The 19,544-nt window shown below is 61.6% G+C and carries 17 protein-coding genes; 7 read left to right on the top strand and 10 right to left on the bottom strand.

From position 1 onward, the window contains the following. Positions 1-2 precede the first annotated feature (2 nt). The 7 genes from accC to GGD90_RS03265 all read left to right on the top strand — a co-directional run bounded on the left by accC (position 3) and on the right by GGD90_RS03265 (position 7,146). Positions 3-1,367 (top strand): acetyl-CoA carboxylase biotin carboxylase subunit, encoded by a 1,365-nt coding sequence (gene accC / locus GGD90_RS03235; protein WP_153115837.1) that lies wholly within the window; start codon positions 3-5, stop codon positions 1,365-1,367. Between the two features lie 5 nt (positions 1,368-1,372). Next, complete coding sequence (gene prmA / locus GGD90_RS03240; protein WP_153115838.1) at positions 1,373-2,266, top strand: 50S ribosomal protein L11 methyltransferase; 894 nt, start codon at positions 1,373-1,375, stop codon at positions 2,264-2,266. Between the two features lie 3 nt (positions 2,267-2,269). Then, positions 2,270-3,538, top strand: coding sequence for a DUF3426 domain-containing protein (locus GGD90_RS18290; protein WP_153115839.1), 1,269 nt, complete (start codon positions 2,270-2,272; stop codon positions 3,536-3,538). Between the two features lie 146 nt (positions 3,539-3,684). Next, positions 3,685-4,620, top strand: coding sequence for a carbohydrate kinase family protein (locus GGD90_RS03250; RefSeq protein WP_153115840.1), 936 nt, complete (start codon positions 3,685-3,687; stop codon positions 4,618-4,620). A gap of 84 nt (positions 4,621-4,704) precedes the next feature. Next, a complete protein-coding gene (locus tag GGD90_RS03255) occupies positions 4,705-5,178 on the top strand; it encodes an outer membrane lipoprotein (RefSeq protein WP_153115841.1) in 474 nt (157 codons plus the stop codon). A 181-nt stretch (positions 5,179-5,359) separates the two neighbouring features. Next, positions 5,360-6,118: a GNAT family N-acetyltransferase gene (locus GGD90_RS03260; protein WP_153115842.1), complete on the top strand. Its 759-nt coding sequence runs from the start codon at positions 5,360-5,362 to the stop codon at positions 6,116-6,118. 161 nt (positions 6,119-6,279) lie between these two features. Continuing rightward, positions 6,280-7,146 carry a lysophospholipid acyltransferase family protein gene (locus tag GGD90_RS03265; RefSeq protein ID WP_153115843.1) on the top strand — a complete coding sequence of 289 codons (867 nt, stop codon included), beginning with the start codon at positions 6,280-6,282 and terminating at the stop codon, positions 7,144-7,146. A gap of 84 nt (positions 7,147-7,230) precedes the next feature. On the opposite strand, the gene GGD90_RS03270 is transcribed toward GGD90_RS03265, so the two are convergent. From GGD90_RS03270 to GGD90_RS03315, 10 genes are all read right to left on the bottom strand, one after another. Continuing rightward, on the bottom strand, positions 7,231-8,064 hold the full coding sequence (locus tag GGD90_RS03270) for a symmetrical bis(5'-nucleosyl)-tetraphosphatase (RefSeq protein ID WP_153115844.1): 834 nt from the start codon (positions 8,062-8,064) through the stop codon (positions 7,231-7,233). A gap of 27 nt (positions 8,065-8,091) precedes the next feature. Further along, complete coding sequence (locus GGD90_RS03275) at positions 8,092-10,011, bottom strand: polysaccharide biosynthesis protein (protein WP_153115845.1); 1,920 nt, start codon at positions 10,009-10,011, stop codon at positions 8,092-8,094. A 160-nt stretch (positions 10,012-10,171) separates the two neighbouring features. Further along, positions 10,172-11,140, bottom strand: coding sequence for an MraY family glycosyltransferase (locus GGD90_RS03280; protein ID WP_228273672.1), 969 nt, complete (start codon positions 11,138-11,140; stop codon positions 10,172-10,174). Positions 11,141-11,280: 140 nt separating this feature from the next. Then, positions 11,281-12,261: a UDP-glucose 4-epimerase family protein gene (locus GGD90_RS03285; protein ID WP_153115847.1), complete on the bottom strand. Its 981-nt coding sequence runs from the start codon at positions 12,259-12,261 to the stop codon at positions 11,281-11,283. After that, entirely contained in the window at positions 12,261-13,400 is a 1,140-nt protein-coding gene (locus GGD90_RS03290; RefSeq protein WP_153115848.1) for a glycosyltransferase family 4 protein, read from the bottom strand. Before GGD90_RS03290 ends, GGD90_RS03285 begins: the two co-directional genes overlap by 1 nt. Before the next feature lie 46 nt (positions 13,401-13,446). Further along, a complete protein-coding gene (locus GGD90_RS03295; protein WP_221227645.1) occupies positions 13,447-14,319 on the bottom strand; it encodes a class I SAM-dependent methyltransferase in 873 nt (290 codons plus the stop codon). Positions 14,320-14,378: 59 nt separating this feature from the next. Further along, positions 14,379-15,518, bottom strand: coding sequence for a glycosyltransferase family 4 protein (locus tag GGD90_RS03300; protein WP_153115849.1), 1,140 nt, complete (start codon positions 15,516-15,518; stop codon positions 14,379-14,381). Between the two features lie 129 nt (positions 15,519-15,647). After that, positions 15,648-16,574, bottom strand: coding sequence for a glycosyltransferase family 4 protein (locus GGD90_RS18200; RefSeq protein WP_184414912.1), 927 nt, complete (start codon positions 16,572-16,574; stop codon positions 15,648-15,650). A 287-nt stretch (positions 16,575-16,861) separates the two neighbouring features. Continuing rightward, on the bottom strand, positions 16,862-18,277 hold the full coding sequence (locus tag GGD90_RS03310; RefSeq protein ID WP_184414913.1) for a hypothetical protein: 1,416 nt from the start codon (positions 18,275-18,277) through the stop codon (positions 16,862-16,864). Beyond that, positions 18,274-19,539, bottom strand: a complete 1,266-nt coding sequence (locus GGD90_RS03315; RefSeq protein WP_153115852.1) for a lipopolysaccharide biosynthesis protein — start codon at positions 19,537-19,539, stop codon at positions 18,274-18,276. The genes GGD90_RS03310 and GGD90_RS03315 overlap by 4 nt, the downstream gene beginning before the upstream one ends. Between the last annotated feature and the right edge of the window lie 5 nt (positions 19,540-19,544).

A 19,544-nucleotide genomic window follows, 5' to 3' on the forward strand; every position in this document is an offset into this window, starting at 1 on the left:
CCATGTTCGGCAAAGTCCTCATCGCCAATCGCGGCGAAATCGCCCTGCGCATCCAGCGCGCCTGCCGCGAACTGGGCATCAAGACCGTCGTCGTGCATTCGGAAGCCGACCGCGAGGCCAAGTACGTGCGCCTCGCCGACGAATCGGTCTGTATTGGCCCGGCACCCTCGGCGCAAAGCTATCTGAACATCCCGGCGATCATTTCAGCCGCCGAAGTCACCGACTCCGAAGCCATTCACCCCGGCTATGGTTTCCTCTCGGAGAACGCCGACTTCGCCGAACGCGTCGAAAGCTCGGGCTTCGTCTTCATTGGCCCTCGCCCGGAAACAATCCGCCTGATGGGCGACAAGGTTTCGGCAAAAGCCGCGATGCGCGCAGCCGGTGTTCCCTGCGTTCCCGGTTCCGATGGCGCGCTGCCCGACGACCCGCGCGAGATCCAGGCCATCGCCCGTGCCGTCGGTTATCCGGTGATCATCAAGGCCGCTGGCGGCGGTGGCGGTCGCGGTATGCGCGTCGTGCATACCGAAGCGGCACTGATCAACGCCGTGGCGATGACCAAGCAGGAAGCGCAGACCGCTTTCGGCAACCCGATGGTGTACATGGAGAAGTTCCTCGAGAACCCGCGCCATGTCGAAATCCAGGTGCTGTCCGACAGTTTCCGCAACGCGGTGTACCTGCGCGAGCGCGATTGCTCGATGCAACGCCGCCACCAGAAGATCATCGAGGAAGCGCCGGCACCGGGAATTGCATCGCGCTACCTGACGCGCATCGGCGAACGTTGCGCCGACGCCTGCCGCCGCATCAATTATCGCGGCGCCGGCACTTTCGAGTTTCTCTACGAGAACGGCGAGTTCTACTTCATCGAGATGAACACGCGCATCCAGGTCGAACACCCGGTCACCGAGATGATCAGCGGCCTCGATCTGGTACAGGAGCAGATCCGCGTCGCGGCCGGCGAGAAACTTCGCTACCGTCAGCGCGATCTGGTGTTCCGCGGTCACGCCGTCGAATGCCGCATAAACGCCGAAGATCCCTTCACGTTCGTACCATCTCCTGGAAAGATCAGCGTTTATCACCCGCCCGGCGGCCCCGGTATCCGCGTCGACTCGCACATCTATCAGGGCTATACGGTGCCCTCACACTATGATTCGATGGTCGCCAAGGTGATCGCCTATGGTGACACGCGCGAGCAGGCGATACGCCGCATGCGCATCGCGCTTTCAGAAATGAGCATCGAGGGCATCAAGACCAATATCGCGCTGCACCAGGAACTGATGCAGGACGCGCGCTTTGTCGAAGGCGGCACCAGCATCCACTATCTTGAACAGAAGCTCGCCGCGCGCGGCGAGGTCAAGAAGCACAGCTGAGTTCCATGCCCTGGCTTTCCGTCGCCATTGAAACCGACTGTGCGTCTGCCGAGGTGCTGGCCGACGCGCTGATGGAAGCTGGCGCCCTTTCGGCCAGCATTGAAGACGCCGCTGCCGGCACCGCCGAAGAGAAACCGCAGTTCGGCGAACCCGGCTCGGTGACGACGCCGGGCTGGGATCGCTCGCGTGTCGTCGCGCTACTCGCCGAAGACGCCGATGTCGCGACACTGATCGGCGACGCTGCAAGCGCCGCCGGACTGGCGCAAGCGCCCGCATATTCGCTCGCCACCGTCGAAGAACAGGACTGGGTACGGCTGACGCAGGCGCAGTTCGAGCCAATTCGCGTTTCGGAGCGCCTGTGGATCGTTCCTTCCTGGCACGAAGCGCCGGACCCGGAGGCGATCGTGCTCGTACTCGACCCGGGAATGGCCTTCGGCACCGGCTCGCACCCGACGACACGCCTGTGCCTCGAATGGATCGAGCGCAGCGTCGGCAGCGGCGACTCGCTGCTCGACTACGGCTGCGGCTCGGGGATTCTCGCCATTGCCGCCGCGCGCCTGGGTGCTGGCCAGGTGGAAGGCGTCGATATCGACCCGCAGGCGATTGTCGCCGCACGCGACAACGCCGAACGCAACTGCGTCGACATCCGTTTTTACGACGCTTCGCAGCCAGTTAGCGGCACTTTCGACGTCGTTGTCGCCAATATACTTGCCAATCCGTTGCGCGCGCTGGCCCCGGCGCTGGCCGGTTTCGTCCGCCCCGGCGGGCAACTGGCACTATCGGGAATCCTCGCCGAACAGGCCGACGAACTGATCGCCTGCTACGCACAGTGGATAGAACTCGCCGTCGCCGACAGCCGCGACGGCTGGGTTTGCCTCAGCGGCAGGCGCACGGGTTAGACCGTGAAAACGCGCTGCCCTGCCTGCGCGACAACCTTCCGGGTCACCCCGGAACAGCTCAAGGCGCGCGCCGGGAAAGTGCGCTGCGGGCAGTGCGACAGCGTTTTCAACGCGCTTGATACGCTGATCGACGAGCTCGTCGTGCTCGCGCCGCTACCCGCTTTGGCAACCGGGACACCGCAATCGCTCGCTGAAATTGCGCTTGCCGCACCCACGGCGGCCGATCCGGCCAGCGCTTCAGACGAAATACCCGTCAGCGAACCGCTGCCTGGCGCGACTGGCGACACGGGCTTGCGTGTCGAGGCACTGGACTTCCCGGCAGCCGATGCGGAAGAAGCTCCGCTCATCGAGCTGGCAGCCTCGCCGCTACCCCACGAGGAGGACGACGCGCGGGAGACGATCGAAGTCGATTATCCGGAGCTTCGCGAGGACTTTGTCTTTACCGACTCATCGGCTCCGGGCGAGCTGATCGTTGCGCGGACGCTGACGGCCCCCTCCGATGCCGGCACTGAGAACGGGAGCGAAAGCGAAGATGCCTCTTCGCCGCATGCCGCGGCAGACGGAGACGCGGAGCCTGCCACTCGCAGTGAGCCAGCGACCGGGGCTGGCGGCTCCGACGACACGCCAGCTTCGCCGCCCGCCGCCCCCGCCGAGCCCGCCCTCGGCTCGCTGCCCGCAAGCGCCGCAGACGGCGGCGTTCTGCCACGGCAGATGACCGAGATTCCCGGTTACAGCAAGTGGAGCGAAGGGACCATCGCCAGCCCGGCGCAGGCGATCGACAGCGTGCAACCGGGTACTTCGCAGACCACCTTCGTCGTCGTCGCCACCCTGCTCGCGCTGGTGCTCGCCGGGCAGGCCGTCTTCCATTTCCGTAGTGAAATTGCCGCCAGCGCACCGTCCATGCGGCGGGCGCTCGTCACCTATGCCGACATGTTCGGCGCCGGCCTGCCGCCGCTGCGTCACGCCGAACAGATCAGCATCGAAGGCTCCGACCTGCAGGCTGACCCGGCGCGCAGCGGACAGTTGCTGCTGCTGGCGACGCTGGCCAATCGCGCGCCCTACGCGCAGGCGCTGCCCATGCTCGAGCTGACGCTCACCGACACGCATGACCAGGCGGTGGCGCGCAAGGTCTTCCCGCCCGAGCAGTACCTGCCAGACCCCACTGCCGCCAGCGCGCCGTTCGCGCCACGCAGCGAAATCGCGCTGCGCCTGCCGATCGAGACGCGCGACATCGCTGCCGCCGGCTATCGGCTCTACGTTTTCTACCCCTGAGCGTTTCCCCTCGTCGCGCCCACTGCTCACGGGCACGACGGCATGATCTAGTTGCAGACATCCCGCACTGCCCCGACGGAAGCAGACTTGGCGCCGCACTGCCCCGTCTATAATCGCGCTCTCACGTTCCCAAACCGAAAACTGACATGTCCACTCTCATCTGCGGCTCAATCGCCTACGACACGATCATGGTTTTCCATGATCGCTTCAAGAACCACATCCTTCCGGAACGCCTGCACATCCTCAACGTCGCCTTTCTGGCGCCGGAGATGCGCCGCGAATTCGGCGGCTGCGCCGGCAACATCGCCTATAACCTGCAACTGCTCGGCGGCGATCCGCTGATCATGGCCACCGTCGGCGACGACGCTGACCCTTATCTGGCGCGGCTTGATGCACTGGGTCTGGCACGCACGCATGTGCGCCGCGTTCCCGGCAGCTTCACCGCGCAAGCCTTCATCACCACCGACCTCGACGACAATCAGATCACTGCGTTCCACCCCGGCGCGATGAGCTTCTCGCACGAGAATGCGGTCGCCGACACGCAGGGCGTCACGCTTGGCATCGTCGCCCCCGATGGCCGCGACGGCATGCAGAAGCACGCGCGCGACTTCGCCGCCGCCGGCATCCCCTTCCTGTTCGACCCGGGCCAGGGCCTGCCGATGTTCTCCGGCGACGACCTGATGGAATTCCTGCGTCTCGCCGACTACGCCTGCTTCAACGACTACGAAGCTCAACTGCTCTGCGACCGTACCGGACGCACGCTCGACCAACTGGCCGGCGAGGTCAGCGCGCTGATCGTCACGCGTGGTGGCGAAGGCTCGGAAATCCGCGTCGATGGCCAATGTCTGCAAATCCCCTGCGTCAAGGCCGAGGCGGTGGTCGACCCGACCGGCTGCGGCGACGCCTACCGCTCCGGACTGCTCTACGGCATCACCGCCGGCTGGGACTGGCAGAAGAGCGGACGCCTCGCTTCGCTGATGGGCTCGATCAAGATTGCCCAGCGCGGTGGCCAGAACCACCGGCCGAGCCGCGCTGAAATCGGCGAACGTTACGCCGCGGCTTTTGGCGAAACGCTGTGGTAATCGCCGGCTGACAAGAGTCGGGCGCGGGCGCGCACCCCCGCGCTGCCGACTTTGCCAACACTCGCCCTGTTGAAAGGAGTGATCATGATCCAGCTTTCTCGTCCCGCACGCTTCGCCGCCGCCGTAGTGGCCGGCGCCTGCATCGTCAGCCTCGCCGGCTGCGCGACCAGCCGCTCCGGCAGCGTGTATACGCGCGACCAGGCACGCCAGGAAATGACGGTTCGCACCGGCATCATCGAAAGCGTGCGCGAAGTCCAGCTCGAGGGAACAAAGAGCGGTGCCGGCACGTTCGCCGGCGGTGCCATCGGTGGCGTGGCGGGCAGCAATGTCGGCGGCGGCAAGGGGCAGATCGTCGGCGCCATCCTTGGCGCGGTGGCCGGAGCGGTCGCCGGCAACGCGATCGAGAACAGCACAACCAGCAAGAACGGCGTCGAAATCACCGTCAAGCTCGACAACGGCAACCTGATCGCCATCGTTCAGGAAGCTGACGAGGTTTTCCATCCGGGTGAGCGCGTACGCGTTCTTTCGGGACGCGGCGAGACGCGCGTTTCGCACTGAGCGAGTTGTCAGACGCTGCGGGCCGCCTCTCCCGCCCGCAGTTTTGCCCGCGAACGGCCGCCTGCATAGGCGGCCGTTGCACATGCGTAGTGCGGCTGCCTCAATCGAAATTTAACGCTGGCGCAATCCCGCTGTAATGTCGCCCTCCTAAAGTTGCCTCCACATCAACAGGAGACAACAAATGACGACGACACTGAGCACTCGCCAGCACAGCGCGCGACCGGCGCGACCCAATCTCACCGTCGATATCGCGCGCTGCGAGCGCGAGATTCTCGGCGCACAGAAACTCCGCTACCGCGTCTTCGCCGGCGAACTCGGCGCCAAGCTGCCGACGCGCACGCCCGGCGTCGATCACGACATTTACGACCCCTATTGCGACCACCTCGTCGTACGCGACGAAAACTCCGGCGAAATCGTCGGCACCTACCGCATCCTCTCGCCGGAAAACGCGCGCCGCATCGGTGGTTACTACACCGAGAACGAGTTCGACCTGACGCGCCTGCAGCACCTCAAGCCACGCATGGTCGAGATCGGCCGTTCCTGCGTGCATCCCGATTTCCGCACCGGCGCAACGATCACGCTGCTCTGGGCCGGGCTCGCCAAGTACATGCACGAGCACGGCCATGACTACCTGATCGGTTGCGCCAGCATCAGCATGGCCGACGGCGGCCACGCCGCGGCGAGCCTCTACCGCAAGCTCGGCGAGCACATGAGCCCGCTTGAATACCGCGTTTTCCCGCGCTGCCCGCTGCCGCTGGCGGCGCTGGACAACGACCAGCACGCCGAACTGCCGCCGCTGGTGAAGGGTTACCTGCGCGCCGGCGCTTACGTTTGCGGTGATCCGGCCTGGGATCCCGATTTCAACACCGCCGACCTGCCGATCCTGCTGCCGATGTCGCGCATCGGCCAGCGTTACGCCAAGCACTTCCTCGGCAAGTGATGCAGCAGGCCGCGGCCTGCGTATAATCGGGCGCACTGCCCGACGCGCCGGAACATCTTTCCGGCGCGGATCCGAAGCACTCCGGAAGTCTCCGCGAATCTCCGCCAAATCCCCTCGTGACGGGGCCCGCAGGCCCGCACGGCGACGGCAAACGCAACCCGATGCCCCGATCCGAAACCGCTCCGCTGCCGCTGCGCACGCTCCGCCTGACCCGTCTGGCGCTGCACGTCATCTGGGGCGTGGCGACGGTAACGATCGGCTTTCGTCTGGTTAGCGACCGCAAGCGCCTGTGGCTGAAGCAGCGCTGGTCGCGCCAGTTGCTCGACGTCCTCGGCGTTCGCCTCGACGCGCACCTTGCCGGCGCCGAGCCCGGCAGCATGATCGTCGCCAACCACATTTCCTGGCTGGACATTTTCGCGCTCAACGCAGCGCGGCCGGTGGCCTTCATATCCAAGGCCGAAGTCCGTCAGTGGCCGCTGATCGGGCTGATCTCGGCGCAGGCGGATACGGTCTTCCTGCAGCGCGGCAGCCGCGGCCACGCCAGGATCGTCAATGGGCGGATCGACGAATTGCTCAAGGCCGACAAGGACGTCGCGGTCTTTCCCGAAGGTACGACCACCGACGGCACGCATCTGCTCGGTTTCCATGCGGCACTGCTGCAGCCGGCGATCGCTGCCGGCCGGCCGCTGCAGCCGGTCGCCATCTCCTACCACGAAGCCGATGGACAACGCAGTCTGGCGCCCGCCTATGTCGGCGACACCAGCCTGCTGCAGTGCCTGCTGACGATCATCGGCCGGCGGCAGCTGATCGCACGCGTCCGGCCGACGCCGCCACTCGCTCCCGACGGACGCAGCCGGCGCGAACTTGCCCACATGGCACGCGCCGCGATCGCCTACCGGCTGGCCTTGCCGCTGGAAGTGCGCACGCCGGAGGCAGTCGCCCCCTCGGCCGGCGATAGTACCGAGACAAACCCGCCACCAGCCGTCGGCAACGAAAACAGCGTCGAAAACCCGCTGGCGCAAAACTGAAACAACGCGAAACGGAAAACCGTGGTCTGTCCCCGGTTTTGGTTGCGACAGACGCTGCCGGCGAAGCGAATTCCGGAAACGTAATCAGCCGCCAGGATGCAGCGGCACGGCTTCGCCGCCGGCACAGTCCACCTGGAACAGCGCCCGGTCTTCCAGCCGCAAGGCGGTCAGCTTGCCGCCCCAAAGGCAGCCGGAATCGAGTGCGCAAAGATTGGGCGTCAGTTTCAGCCCCAGCGCCGACCAGTGGCCGACGACCAGTACCGAATCAGCGCTCTTGCGCCCACGGACGTCGAACCAGGGAAGAAAACCGTGCGGCGCCTTGGCGACCTCGCCCTTGACGTGGAAATCCATCACCCCGGCCGGGCTGCAGAAACGCATCCGCGTCATCGCATTGACGATCACGCGCAGGCGCGGCCAGCCTTCAAGGTCGTCGGACCAGTGATCCGGCTCGCTGCCCCACATCTTGGCGAGGAACTTGGCGCACGCATCACCGGCGAGCGCCGCCTCCACCTCGGCAGCCAATGAACGCGCCTGCCTCACCGTCCATTGCGGCAGCAGCCCGGCGTGCACCAGACAGAAACCGTTCTCGACGTGGCACAGGCGCTGCCGCCGCAGCCAGTCGAGCAGTTCGTCGCGATCCGGCGCGGCGAGAATGGCGCCGAGCGTATCGTCCTTGCCACGCTTGCCGTGACCGGCGGCAACCATCAGCAGGTAGAGATCGTGATTGCCGAGAACCGTCAGCGCCGAATCGCCGAGGCTGCGCACGAAACGCAGCGTCTCCAGCGAGCGCGGCCCGCGATTGACGAGATCGCCGACCAGCCACAGGCGGTCACGTGCGGGATCGAAGGCGAAACTGTCGAGCAGGCGACGGAAGGAGTCGTAGCAGCCCTGGATGTCGCCGATGGCGTAGGTGGACATATGGGTTTCAGCGAATGGGCGACGTGGTCATTGCGCAGATGCGTTTTGCAGATGCACCCAATCGACGATCGCCTCATCGGCGCAATAGCCGGAAACCAGCTGCTGGAGCAACTGGCGCAGCACGCCGACATCATTGGCATCGAGAGCGCGTTGCAGGGTGGCGAGCTTCTGTTCAAGCACGCACCAGGGAAGGTACTCTTCGCGCGCCTTCATGATCAGCGGATGTGAAGTCGGCTGCGGATCGTCGCCGATCAGCAGCTCCTCGTAGAGCTTTTCCCCTGGACGCAATCCGGTCACTTCGATCGCGATATCACCTTCCGGATTCTCCTCGTCGCGCAAGCTCAACCCCGACAGTTCGATGATGCGTCGCGCCAGATCGATGATACGGACCGGCTCCCCCATATCAAGCACGAACACATCACCGCCACGCCCCATCGCGCCGGCCTGAATGACCAGTTGCGCGGCCTCGGGGATGGTCATGAAGTATCGGGTGATTTCCGGATGCGTCAGTGTAATCGGCCCGCCATCACGGATCTGCTGACGAAACAAGGGGACGACCGAGCCTGACGAACCCAGCACGTTGCCAAAGCGCACAATGCTGAAGCGCGTTTTCGCGCCATCGGCGGCCAAGGCCTGCAACACCATCTCGGCGAGGCGCTTCGAAGCCCCCATGACGTTGGTCGGGCGCACCGCCTTGTCGGTGCTGATCAGGACGAAGTCGGCGACACCGCAAACCGCCGCAGCTTGCGCAGCAGCGAGGGTACCGAAAACGTTGTTGCGCAGACCTTCGCCTGGGTTGTGCTCGACCAGCGGCACATGTTTATACGCCGCCGCGTGGTAAACGGTTTCAGGCCGCCAGGCGCGCATGATCTCCTGCATGCGCGCCGAATCGCGCACTGAGGCCAACAGCGGCATCAGTTGAATCGAAGAATCGACGAGCTTGCCTGCAAGCTCTCGGTGAATGGCGTACAGCGCGAACTCGCTCTGCTCGATCAAGAGCAGAACACGCGGCGCAAGCTTGAGCACCTGCCGACACAGCTCGCTGCCGATCGAACCGCCGGCACCGGTCACCAACACCACCTTGCCGCTGACGTTGCGCCCGAGCAGGATATGGTTCGGCGCGACCGGCTCGCGCCCGAGCAGATCGTCAATATCCAAGGGGCGCAAATCAGAGGTGCTGACCCTGCCCTGCGCCAGCTCGGTCACGCTCGGAAGGGTGCGCACCGACACCTTCGCCGCGCGCATTGACGCGAGGATTTCGTTGCGTCGCTGCCGGTTTCCCGACGGCAAGGCAAGCAGGACATCACTGATCGAGAGCGATTCAACGAGCCCGGCAAGATCGTCCGGCCGATAAATGCGCAAACCATTGAGCACATGCCCGTGCAAACGCTCGTCATCGTCAAGAAAGCCCACGACGCGCATTTCGAGGCTATTGGTCATCGCCGCAGCTAGCTGTCGGCCCGATGATCCGGCACCGTAAATAAGCACCTTGGGCAAAGCAGCCAGCTTGAGCTGGCTTTGGTAGAGGCCACCGAGCCAGAAGCGCGCCAGCGCTCGTGAAGCGCCCACCGTCAGCAGCAGCAGCATCGGCTGGATCAACCCGACGGTGCGTGGAACACCGGGCACGCCCATCGCAGTGAAGATGGCGGAGAAAATCAAGGCGTAAATCGCAATGGCCTTGGAAACCGTCATCAGCGCCGGCCAGCCGGCATAGCGGAAAATCGCCCGATAGAGACCGAAGACAATGAAGATCGGCAGGGCGATCGCGACCGAAGCCAACGCTGCCCACAAGGCTGGACCGCTCAGCGCGACGAATTCACCCAGGCGCAAGTAGAACGCCAGCCATACCGTAAGCACGCATAAGCTGGCGTCGACCGTGAGCACGAGCAGTCGCTTGGCGGCACGGGGCATGGACAGGACAGGAAGCGCTGCGCGATCAAGAGGCATTGGCTCTGGCGAGAAAGAGACGCTATTAATTGCGTCGGCGAGCTTCTGGAGAGCTGCCTCGACGCGGGAAAGAATTCCAAGTGACTAACCCGGCCGGACTATAGCGTAAAACGGACGGCAATTTGAAGCAGCGCATCGCAAGCTTGGCCCTCCCCGCCCCCTACTCTGCCGATCCGGCGCGAAAGCGCAGCGCAAGAAATGACAAGGGAGCGTAAGCCAGAATCAGCCCAAGCCATCCACTCAGCCAGCCGAGCGATACCAGCAGCGCTAGCGGCAACAACCAGCCAAGATTGATCGCCGCCACCGCCAGTGTCACCGTCAGATGCCTGCCATAGTGACGAGCGGCATGCTGGTAGGCATGGCTGCGATGCGCCTCGTACACCTTCTCGCCGCGCAGCAGGCGTCGCAGCAAGGTCGTTGTCGCATCGACGACGAACACACCAAGCAGGATCAACCAGCTCCAGAACAGCTGCGGCACCTGAACTGCCGCCAGCAGCGACAGAATGCCGAGCACCACACCGAGAAAACCGCTGCCCGCATCGCCCATGAAAATGCGCGCGGGTGGAAAGTTCCAGTAGAGGAAGCCAGCCACCGCTGCGGCTAGCGCCAGCGGCACAGCAGCCAGTTCTGATTGGCCCACCAACACATACAGCAATGCGCCGCCGACGCAGACGCAGATCGCCTCGACACTGGCAATGCCGTCAATGCCGTCCATGAAGTTATAGAGATTGAGCAGCCACACCAGATACACCGCCACGAGCGCCGTCGCCAGCCAGCTTGGCGCCAGCGCCCACCCGGCCAGCATGATCGGCGGCGCGCCGCCGATGCAAACCAGCGTCCAAGCCGCCGCGGCGAAGTGCGCCAGCAGCCGCCAACGCGCGGCGATATGACGGTGGTCGTCAAGAAAGCCGACTGCCGCCACCAGCGCGCCAGCACCAAGCAATGCCCAGAAGGCATGCACCGCCAGCAGCCCGGCCCAGACCAGCAAGGGCAAAGCCAGCAGGAAACTGATGACGATCGCCAGCCCTCCGCCGCGCGGCGTTGGCAGCGCGTGCGAACTGCGCGCGTTCGGAATGTCAAGCAGGCTGCGCGCCAAGGCGTAGCGGCGCAGGGCAGCGGTCAGCGCCAAGGAAATCAACCCGACCGTCACGAGAAGCAGCATCAACGCAAACGACAAAACGGGCCCCTTAAATTAACTAACCCAAGCATGGGCGCACCAGAGTATTGGAACGACCACAGGGCGGGCAAGTACAGACCAGCGATAGCAGTTTAGTGCGCCCCAAGGCCAGCAAGATATGCCACCGCCGTCCGCCGCAAGCCTTCGTCGACACTCAGTGGCGGCGACCAGCCGAGCAGCTCACGCGTCTTAGTAATATCCACCTGCATATTGCCGCACAAGCGACGCGCCAGCTCCGGCTTGCCGAGCAGCGCGGCGCCGGCACGGAGCAGCCATGGCGGCACTGGCAACAGGCGCGCCGGCCGACCGAGCGCTGCCGACAGACGGCGGAGCAGATCGCTCGTCGACAAATCCTCACCATCGGAGACCATGAAGGTCTGATTGGCGGCGGCAGGATGATCAATACAGGTGACGATCAGATCAACGAGATTGTCGATGCCGACGAGACTGCGCCGATTGTCGATTGCGCCGAGAGGGAGAGGGACACCGCGCTTCAGCCAGTGCATCATGCTCAGGAAATTCGCCTTCACGCCTGGGCCGTAAACCAGGGGCGGGCGGATGATCACCACCTCCATGCCGGACTCAGCCGCCAGCGCCCGCAATCCACGCTCGGCCTCCTGTTTCGAGATGCCGTAAGGGTCAATCGCTACTGGCGCATCAGCCGCTGAAAATGCGCAGCCGGGTAGCGTGTGCTCGCCGTTGACCTTGACCGAACTCAAGAACACGAACCGCCGGACGCCGCTCGCCGCGGCCTGACGCGCAAGGTTCAGGGTACCTTCGACGTTCACGCGGCGGAACTCGGCCAAGGGATCTTGTGCCGCATCATTCATCACATGCACGCGAGCGGCTGCATGGATCACCACCTCGGCGGCCGAGAGCCCCGCAGTCCAGTCGGTGTGCGCGTCGAGTTGATCAAACAAAAAACCCGTGGCTCCGGCGGGAAAGCCATCCGATACCGAGCGCACGGCCAGATTAAGGCGCGGACAACCGGTAGACGCCAATCTTCGCGCGAGGGCACCACCGACAAAACCACTCGCGCCGGTAAGGAAAACGCTTCTTCGTACGTGCTGCATCAGGGCGACTCCGCATCGGAGATGTAGGTGAGCAGTCTGGCGTTGGCCACCTTGGCATCGAAACGCTCTTCGGCCATCCGACGACTGGCAAGCCCCATCTCCCGAACCGCCTGCGGCTGATCAATGAAGTAGCGCATCTTCTCGGCGAGCGCCTGCGCATTCCATGGCGGCACCAGAAAGCCATTGACGCCATCCACCACTGTCTCACGGCAGCCCGGCACGTCGGTGGTGATCACTGCCCGCCCGATGGCCATCGCCTCCTGCGTACTGCGCGGCACGCCTTCGCGATAGTAGGAGGGGAGAACAAAAACACTCGCGGCCGCCAGCCACTCAGCCACATTGCCGACATGCCCGGGGTGAAGAACAAGCCGCTCGTCGACGAGCGATTTCAATTCCGCAGCAGTGAGCGCTCCGGGGTTTTGTTCATCGATGGCACCGAGCATTACAAAGCGCGCTTCAGGGTGCCGGTGTTTGACGATCCGCGCCGCCGCCACAAATTCGCGCACACCTTTTTCGGCCAGTAAACGGGCAACAAAAATGAAGGTCGGCTCACCTACCAGGGGCGACGCGTAGCGATACTCGTCGAGGTCAAGACCGATGGCTCCGAGCACACTGATCCGGCGCACGCTGAGCGAATATGTTTCAACCAGATCGACCGGATCGTCCAGATTGAGAAAGATAACGCGCTCGAGCAACGGGAAAGCCAAGCGGTAGAGCAGAACCTGTGCGCGCCGAATCAGCTTTAGCTTGATTCCCGCACCGCCGGGCGGATCGGTAAACACAAAGCCGAGACCCTCGAGCATGCCGATGCGGCGGCGGACACCGGCCAGCGCCGCAGCAAAGGTCGCAAAAATTACGGGCTTGGAGAAATACGAGAAGACCAAGTCGGGCCCCTGCAACCGCAGCAACCGGGAAAGCCTGAACGTGGCCACGAGGTCTGCGAAGGGATTGAGCCCGGAGCGACTGAGCGCGTAATCGGCCGGGTGCGCACCGAGCGCCTCGACCCTTGCGCGGGTTGAGGCGTCGTAGTCCAGCGCGTAGGCATACACGACATGCCCTTGCGCTACCAATGCCTTGATCATGTCGGCGCGAAAACCGAGCACACAGCCAGCAGTGGTACCGACGAGAGCGATCCTCATATACCCAGAAATGCCTGAAAAGAGAAATCGGTATTGACTCGAGCCATCAGACCTTCCGGAGCACGACGTCAAAGCCGGAAACATTCAAGGCACTGTCTGCCAGAGAGGAAAACTGGGAGTGCATTTTCTCCTTGGGCGTTGGCAAGGATCGCCAGCGATTCACGCCGAGCAACGTAACCCGATAACCCGCCTGTTCGGACAGGCAAAGAATGTCACTCATCTGCAAGCGATTGGTATAAAAGCCCGAGTTAGCAAAGAAAGGCGATTCCCACATCTTTTCGCTGAAACGCAAGTTGTTCAACGCGCCCCCGAGATGGTCGCGCAAATCGACACGGTGAGAGGCCACTCCGCCTTGCTTCAGCGCGCGATAGCACGCCACTTGCGTTGCCAGAAAATCACTTTTGCGAACATGTTCGAGGACCGCTTGGGAAAAAACGAAATCTACGGTCGACTCGTCGATAGAACGCCAAGCTGTCAGTCCCTCGGTCAAATACCGGGCATTGCAAACTCGCAGCAAATCTTCGAGAGTGCCGCACTGCGACAAATCGGGCACCGACAATCCACGAGACTCAAGCAACCGGCACAACGCCAAGTAGGCTTCGGGAGCATTCTTCGCCCAAGCTCCAGAGTCGACAAGAATTGCGTTAGCCCCATGTGCGCAGGCAATCACTGCCGTAGCGACGCTATCGCCTGGCCCCATCTCGAGAATGGTCATGCCTTTCAAGTCGGCCTTATCGAGGCCCGCACGCTTCACGTGCGCGTCAAACACATTGAGCGCGTATGCTGCCGTGTCCATGAAACCATGGCGAAACAGACCCAAACGCTGCCAAAATTCATAGGCAACAGGCACCCGCGCAAGAACGATCTTGGCGCCAATTTTCGCCCACCATGGCAAATTCGCCTTCATGGCTGACAGCATAGAGCCCCTTCCAATACCGAAAAGCACGTCTGATCGTTCATAGCTGACCCGCCGCTCGCTCAGCCCAGGTCTTGCCAAACTGCGTGATATGCCGCAACCATCTTTTCCATACTGAAGTTATCGCCAACCCGCTGCCGCGCAGACTTGCAGCGAAGCACCCAAGCATCCAAATCGGAGCGCGCAAGCAAGGCGGTATTGATGGCATCAGCCAGTCGTTCCGGACGCAGAGGCGGCACGACCCAGCCAGTCTCGCCGACAATCGCCGCAGCATCGCCCACATCGGTCGTCACACAAGGCGTTCCACACGCCATGGCTTCCGCCAGCACATTTGGGAATGCTTCTGCCGAACTTGAGAGTAGATGCAGATCCAGTGCGCTCATCACGGATGGAACGTCGCTGCGCTGGCCGAGCAGCACCACCTCTGCCTGCAAGTCGTATTGCTCCAGCCGGGCGCATAGGGCCGTGTTGCCCTGATCCATGCCGCGGCCCACCAGCACGCAGCAAAACTGCACTCCGCGCTGCTTGAGGAACGCCAGTGCCCGAAAAAGGTTTTCATGGTCCTTTTGCGGATCGAAGCGCCCGACCATGCCGAGCAACGGAGTCTGATCGCCAACCCCCAACTCCGAACGCAAGCGCACGCGCGCTACCGTATCAGGCCGAAACCGGGAGAGGTCGTAACCATTTGGAATCACTAGCAGCCTTTCGGCCGCGAAACCCAGCGCAAGATGCACTTCGCGCGCCTTTTGTGCGCAGCAAACGATCCCAGTCGGAACAGCGCTGGAGAGCCAAGCATTGATGCGCGCCACAAGCATCGTCGCACGACGTGACTTGCCGGCTTCCAGGGTGCTGTGCCGAACCCCCCAAAAAACCCGTCGCACGCCTGCCATGCGCGCCAACGTACCGCCGATCAGATCAGCGTGGTACATCCACGTTTGCACGATATCTGGCCGTTCGGCACGTAGCAAACGCCAAAGCTGCAGAAGCCCCTTTGCAGACACCTTACCACGCGGCATGTTGAGGCAATGTACCCTCACTCCTGCGTCTTCCAGCAATGGGCCGTACTTGCCTGCATCCATCAATGACACCACTTGGTGCATGGCTGCTGAGTCAGCTTGACAAAGCCGATAGAGCACCGCTTCGGCGCCACCGTCACCGAGGCCGGTGATGACGTGAAAAACACGTGCAGGTCTAGTGAGCATAGGAAAACGGGAGCGGCAGGACGCTCAACGCCCAGCACCAAGTATCCCTTCGGGATCGCCACACTGTAGATTTAACTCGCTTGCTTGTGTGGCTCAATCGACAGTCTTCTAGATGCACCACGCGTCCGATCAACTGCAGTCATCAACAAAATCGAGGAAGGCACGGGCATGGCGTCTCCGATCGAATCGCTCCGCCCCCCGAAACCAGCCCGAGAGCCCCATTTCACGGCCTCGATCATCCTTGGCAGCGAGACCCCGCAAAACTGCGGCCAAGGCGCGCGGATTCCCTGGAGGCACCACCGCGGCATCGACTCCATCACGAAGATGCCACGCCATATCTCCAACATCGCTCGTAATAACCGGCAAGCCCGTTCGCAAGCTTTCCGGCAAGCGGGTAGGGAACGAGTGTTTTTCTGCGAGCGAGTCCGAGCGCAACAGAATCAGTGCGTCTGAAGAAGCCAGCCAAGACTCTCGTTCGCCATCCGCAAGATACCCGGAAAAGATTACAACCTCGCGCAGGACGGGATCTGCATTCACTTTGGCGATGTACCGTTTTCCTCCCGCAGTCTTGGCATATGCTCCTGCGATCTTGAGTCGAACCGGAACATTCTCCTCTGCGAGCAAACGCATTGCTGCGAGCATGGTTTCCGGATCGTCCTTTGTCGTCAAGGCGCCGAGATAAGCAACAAAAAATGGCTTGTCACACTCTGCAGGATAGGACCGGGGAGGGCACCCCCACGATTCAATCGCCGGAAGAATGAGCGTTCGCCGGGCTCCTCGGCTGATGTTCCAAGCCTCGATCGGACGCGAAATTGCCGTAACACCATCAACAAGAGCGGGCAGACGCTGCGTTCCCAAGCGCCAGTCCCACCAGATCGGACTCGCACACCCACCAAATCCGTCGAACCGATCAAGAATCTCGACGCTATCGAGGAATACCCGGGCACCGCGTTCACGGCAAAGACGAACGACCGGCTCTAGACGGGACCAACCCCGCCCGTATAGAAGAACGACATCGCTACTGTTGATCGATTCAGCAGAGCGAAGATAGTCCACGACGGCTTTCGCAGAATGGCGTACAGCCCGGTACCACCAGAGCTTTCCCGGAACACTCCCTTCGGGAGCCCAACCCGGACGACCCTCAGACCAGCCGGGGGAGAATTGAGGGTACGCCCACTGGATATTCCTTTCCAGGAGGAATGGACCTAAACCGTCATAACCCACAGGTGGTTCCACTTGTGCCATCGGAAAAATGCTGACCTTGACGCCATGCTCGGCGCATCCGATCGCGAGATTCCGTATCCGAGCAGCAGCGGCCGACCCGAACGGAAAGAGGAAATCACCTACGATCGCAATTGTGTGCATGTGTGGGAACTTGGATTGAGACCAGAATAAGCTGGCCGTTGCTCTCGCATGCAGCGACCCAAAGCTGCGCAGAACACTGCGAACTGCACGGCATCGCTCAAGATGAACGCCCCCCCGTTCAGGTAACGCACTACGTACAAGGCGAGGAATATCTTGCAAGCGTGGCCAAGCCAATCACTATTAACTTTTCGTGAAAAGGCGTAAAGCAACGTAATCACAAACAATATTTGGGCGGGGAAGCCACCCTTTATCAGGGGCATAACAAAACCGATCTCGGTTTGCCTGCGGCCGATAGCTCCCGTCTCTTGCATTATATAAGCCGCCAACAACTGCGACCGATCATCTCGACTCATATATAAATCAATAACCGGGTGGGAAAAAGCAACGTACCCACCAAATCCACGTCCAAAGACCCAGTCCACCGCACCGAACTCCCGCAACGAGTTCATCACGATCCACCATCGCTCATTCCAACGCCCCTCAATTTCTACCTTCGCGCCTTGCAAACTCGCCTCCCCGTCAATAATTTCTGCTGACGGGAGATTTGTGGGAGACTCAGTGAGCGTTGAAAAGCGGCCGACCAACATCTGCGCCTGAGTTCCGAGCACCTTGGGAACCAGGATGCCCGCAAGCAGGCTGGCTGCAACAAGGAGGAATCCGGACACGACCAGAATGCGGATCGGCCCTTCGGCGCGAAACAGCTTCCCGGAACGTAGCGCCAAGAAAAGGCGCCAGATGACCAATACAAAGAGTGCGCATATGAATAAGGTTTCCATGCGCTTCTGAAAGATGATTTGCAACTCCAGGGCGAGAACGGCAGCTAGCGATGCTAAGAAGTACTGGCTTGGCTTCTGCGGGTTAGCAAGCAGCAGCATTATCGGAAAAAGATAGAGAACCCAGACCAGGCGATATGCGCTGAGATCCCTCGCAATTCTCTCTCCAGAAATAGCCAGATCCGCCAATTGGTAGATTTCACGCAAGCTAAGAGCACAGACAAGCACTCCAGCGAACAAAAAATACGGAGCAACCTTTCGCAGGTCATCCCAAAATGCGTCAGAGGCACCCGCAATCAAAAATGCGAGAAGGATGAGCCAGGCAGCGAAATCAATGGCAATTTCGCGCAGCATCCACCCATGTAAAAGACCGACAACAAGCATCACCCCTACCCATGCGCCCAGCATGATCAGCAGACTTTTGCCGAAACCGGACAGCTGGAGGCCCTCGCGACGAAGATATGCAGCTGCCAGACCGCCGGCAAAAATGACTGAAAGGACGTTAGCTCCAGCTGCCAGCGGACCGACGTCACCGCCAAGCCAGCCGATCCAGGCAACACGTGTCAGACTTATAAACTGGCAAGCCAAAAAGGCAGCCAACATGAATAACGGACTGCTCATGACCGTGCAATACTGGCGCGCCAAAACACCAAGTATGCGCTAATAGCCAGCCACAGCAAGCGCCCTGTAAGCAAACCCCAGACGATTCCCGTCAGTTGCGAGTCCGGCGAGAATAGCGCGACCATGGCGCATACCGAGAACAGTATTGGCGGCTGCAGAATCGAAGAAATTAGCAGCAAACGATGCTGCTTCATAATCACCAAAGGCATCAGCACGAACTCGATTGCTGCGGCCAGGCTTACAAATAGACCTATCTGCATCGGCAACAATGACGCATAGTACGCGGGCGAATACTCCACCAGGAGGAGCGGCAGCACCGGATAAACAATGCATGCAACCACCAGCATAATGACGAATATGCCGATACTCATGCGAACGGCTGAGCGGCTGATATCGCGTGCTGACATTCCACGACCGTACATGTACGAAAGCTGCGGATAGCAATAGGCCTTGACTCTCCCGCACGCAGCCTGTCCAAAAGACAAAATCGACCCAACAGGAGCAAACAGCCCCAGTAGCGCAAGATCGCCAAAGATGAGTACCACAATGCGCGGAACGGAGGTGGAGAGTAACCCCAGATAATTGCTTATGTGCAACGGAATCCCCGATCGCATGAGATGGCGGAACCTCCCCCAATCCCAACGAAGCGAAAACGATCCGCCGCCGCCCCAAGAATAGATCGCGATTTGAATCCCCGAGAGAACGACAATTCTCAAACAAAACCCGTCAAACCCCGACCGTGCAACTATCGGCAAAGTTGCGAAAGACAGCAGTGTCGAGATAATTTGTATCCTGCCCAAGCGGCCAAAATCCCGAGAACCGCGAACAACACTTTCATAAACGGGTATCAGTGTATTGGCAACGGTGTAAGTGGCGAGGACAGCAAGCGCCTTGCTCCACATATCGTCACCAAGAATATATACCACCAGGGACGACACCAGAAAGGCGATACCTATCAGCACGGAGAGTAAAACGCTATAGGTCCAAGCAACATCTCGAACAGCCTCGCTTGCAGGCAGGTCACTTTCTCCCAGATGAAACGGATAGTCGCGCGCCATTGCGTTGACCACCCCAAGGCGAAAGACCGTTATCCCCGCATAGAGCAGCAACGCCGCCTGCCATATGCCCATTTCTGCGGGAGCAATCCAGCGAAGCACGGCAATGGAACATACGGCCTCACCAAAATGCTGGAACAGAGAAGATAGGCTGGAAAGAGGCAGTCTCGCCGGTTCACACTTTTGTTCCGGCTTTTGGTCATGCACAGAGG

Source organism: Rhodocyclus tenuis, from assembly GCF_014197755.1.
Taxonomy (GTDB): domain Bacteria; phylum Pseudomonadota; class Gammaproteobacteria; order Burkholderiales; family Rhodocyclaceae; genus Rhodocyclus; species Rhodocyclus tenuis.

Bases quoted from the DNA above. Each gene is read 5' to 3' on its own strand.
- accC (WP_153115837.1), top strand. From the start codon at position 3: ATGTTCGGCAAAGTCCTCATCGCCAATCGCGGCGAAATCGCCCTGCGC.
- prmA (WP_153115838.1), top strand. From the start codon at position 1,373: ATGCCCTGGCTTTCCGTCGCCATTGAAACCGACTGTGCGTCTGCCGAG.
- GGD90_RS03250 (WP_153115840.1), top strand. From the start codon at position 3,685: ATGTCCACTCTCATCTGCGGCTCAATCGCCTACGACACGATCATGGTT.
- GGD90_RS03255 (WP_153115841.1), top strand. From the start codon at position 4,705: ATGATCCAGCTTTCTCGTCCCGCACGCTTCGCCGCCGCCGTAGTGGCC.
- GGD90_RS03260 (WP_153115842.1), top strand. From the start codon at position 5,360: ATGACGACGACACTGAGCACTCGCCAGCACAGCGCGCGACCGGCGCGA.
- GGD90_RS03265 (WP_153115843.1), top strand. From the start codon at position 6,280: ATGCCCCGATCCGAAACCGCTCCGCTGCCGCTGCGCACGCTCCGCCTG.
- GGD90_RS03270 (WP_153115844.1), bottom strand. From the start codon at position 8,064: ATGTCCACCTACGCCATCGGCGACATCCAGGGCTGCTACGACTCCTTC.
- GGD90_RS03275 (WP_153115845.1), bottom strand. From the start codon at position 10,011: ATGCCTCTTGATCGCGCAGCGCTTCCTGTCCTGTCCATGCCCCGTGCC.
- GGD90_RS03285 (WP_153115847.1), bottom strand. From the start codon at position 12,261: ATGCAGCACGTACGAAGAAGCGTTTTCCTTACCGGCGCGAGTGGTTTT.
- GGD90_RS03290 (WP_153115848.1), bottom strand. From the start codon at position 13,400: ATGAGGATCGCTCTCGTCGGTACCACTGCTGGCTGTGTGCTCGGTTTT.
- GGD90_RS03295 (WP_221227645.1), bottom strand. From the start codon at position 14,319: ATGCTGTCAGCCATGAAGGCGAATTTGCCATGGTGGGCGAAAATTGGC.
- GGD90_RS03300 (WP_153115849.1), bottom strand. From the start codon at position 15,518: ATGCTCACTAGACCTGCACGTGTTTTTCACGTCATCACCGGCCTCGGT.
- GGD90_RS03310 (WP_184414913.1), bottom strand. From the start codon at position 18,277: ATGAGCAGTCCGTTATTCATGTTGGCTGCCTTTTTGGCTTGCCAGTTT.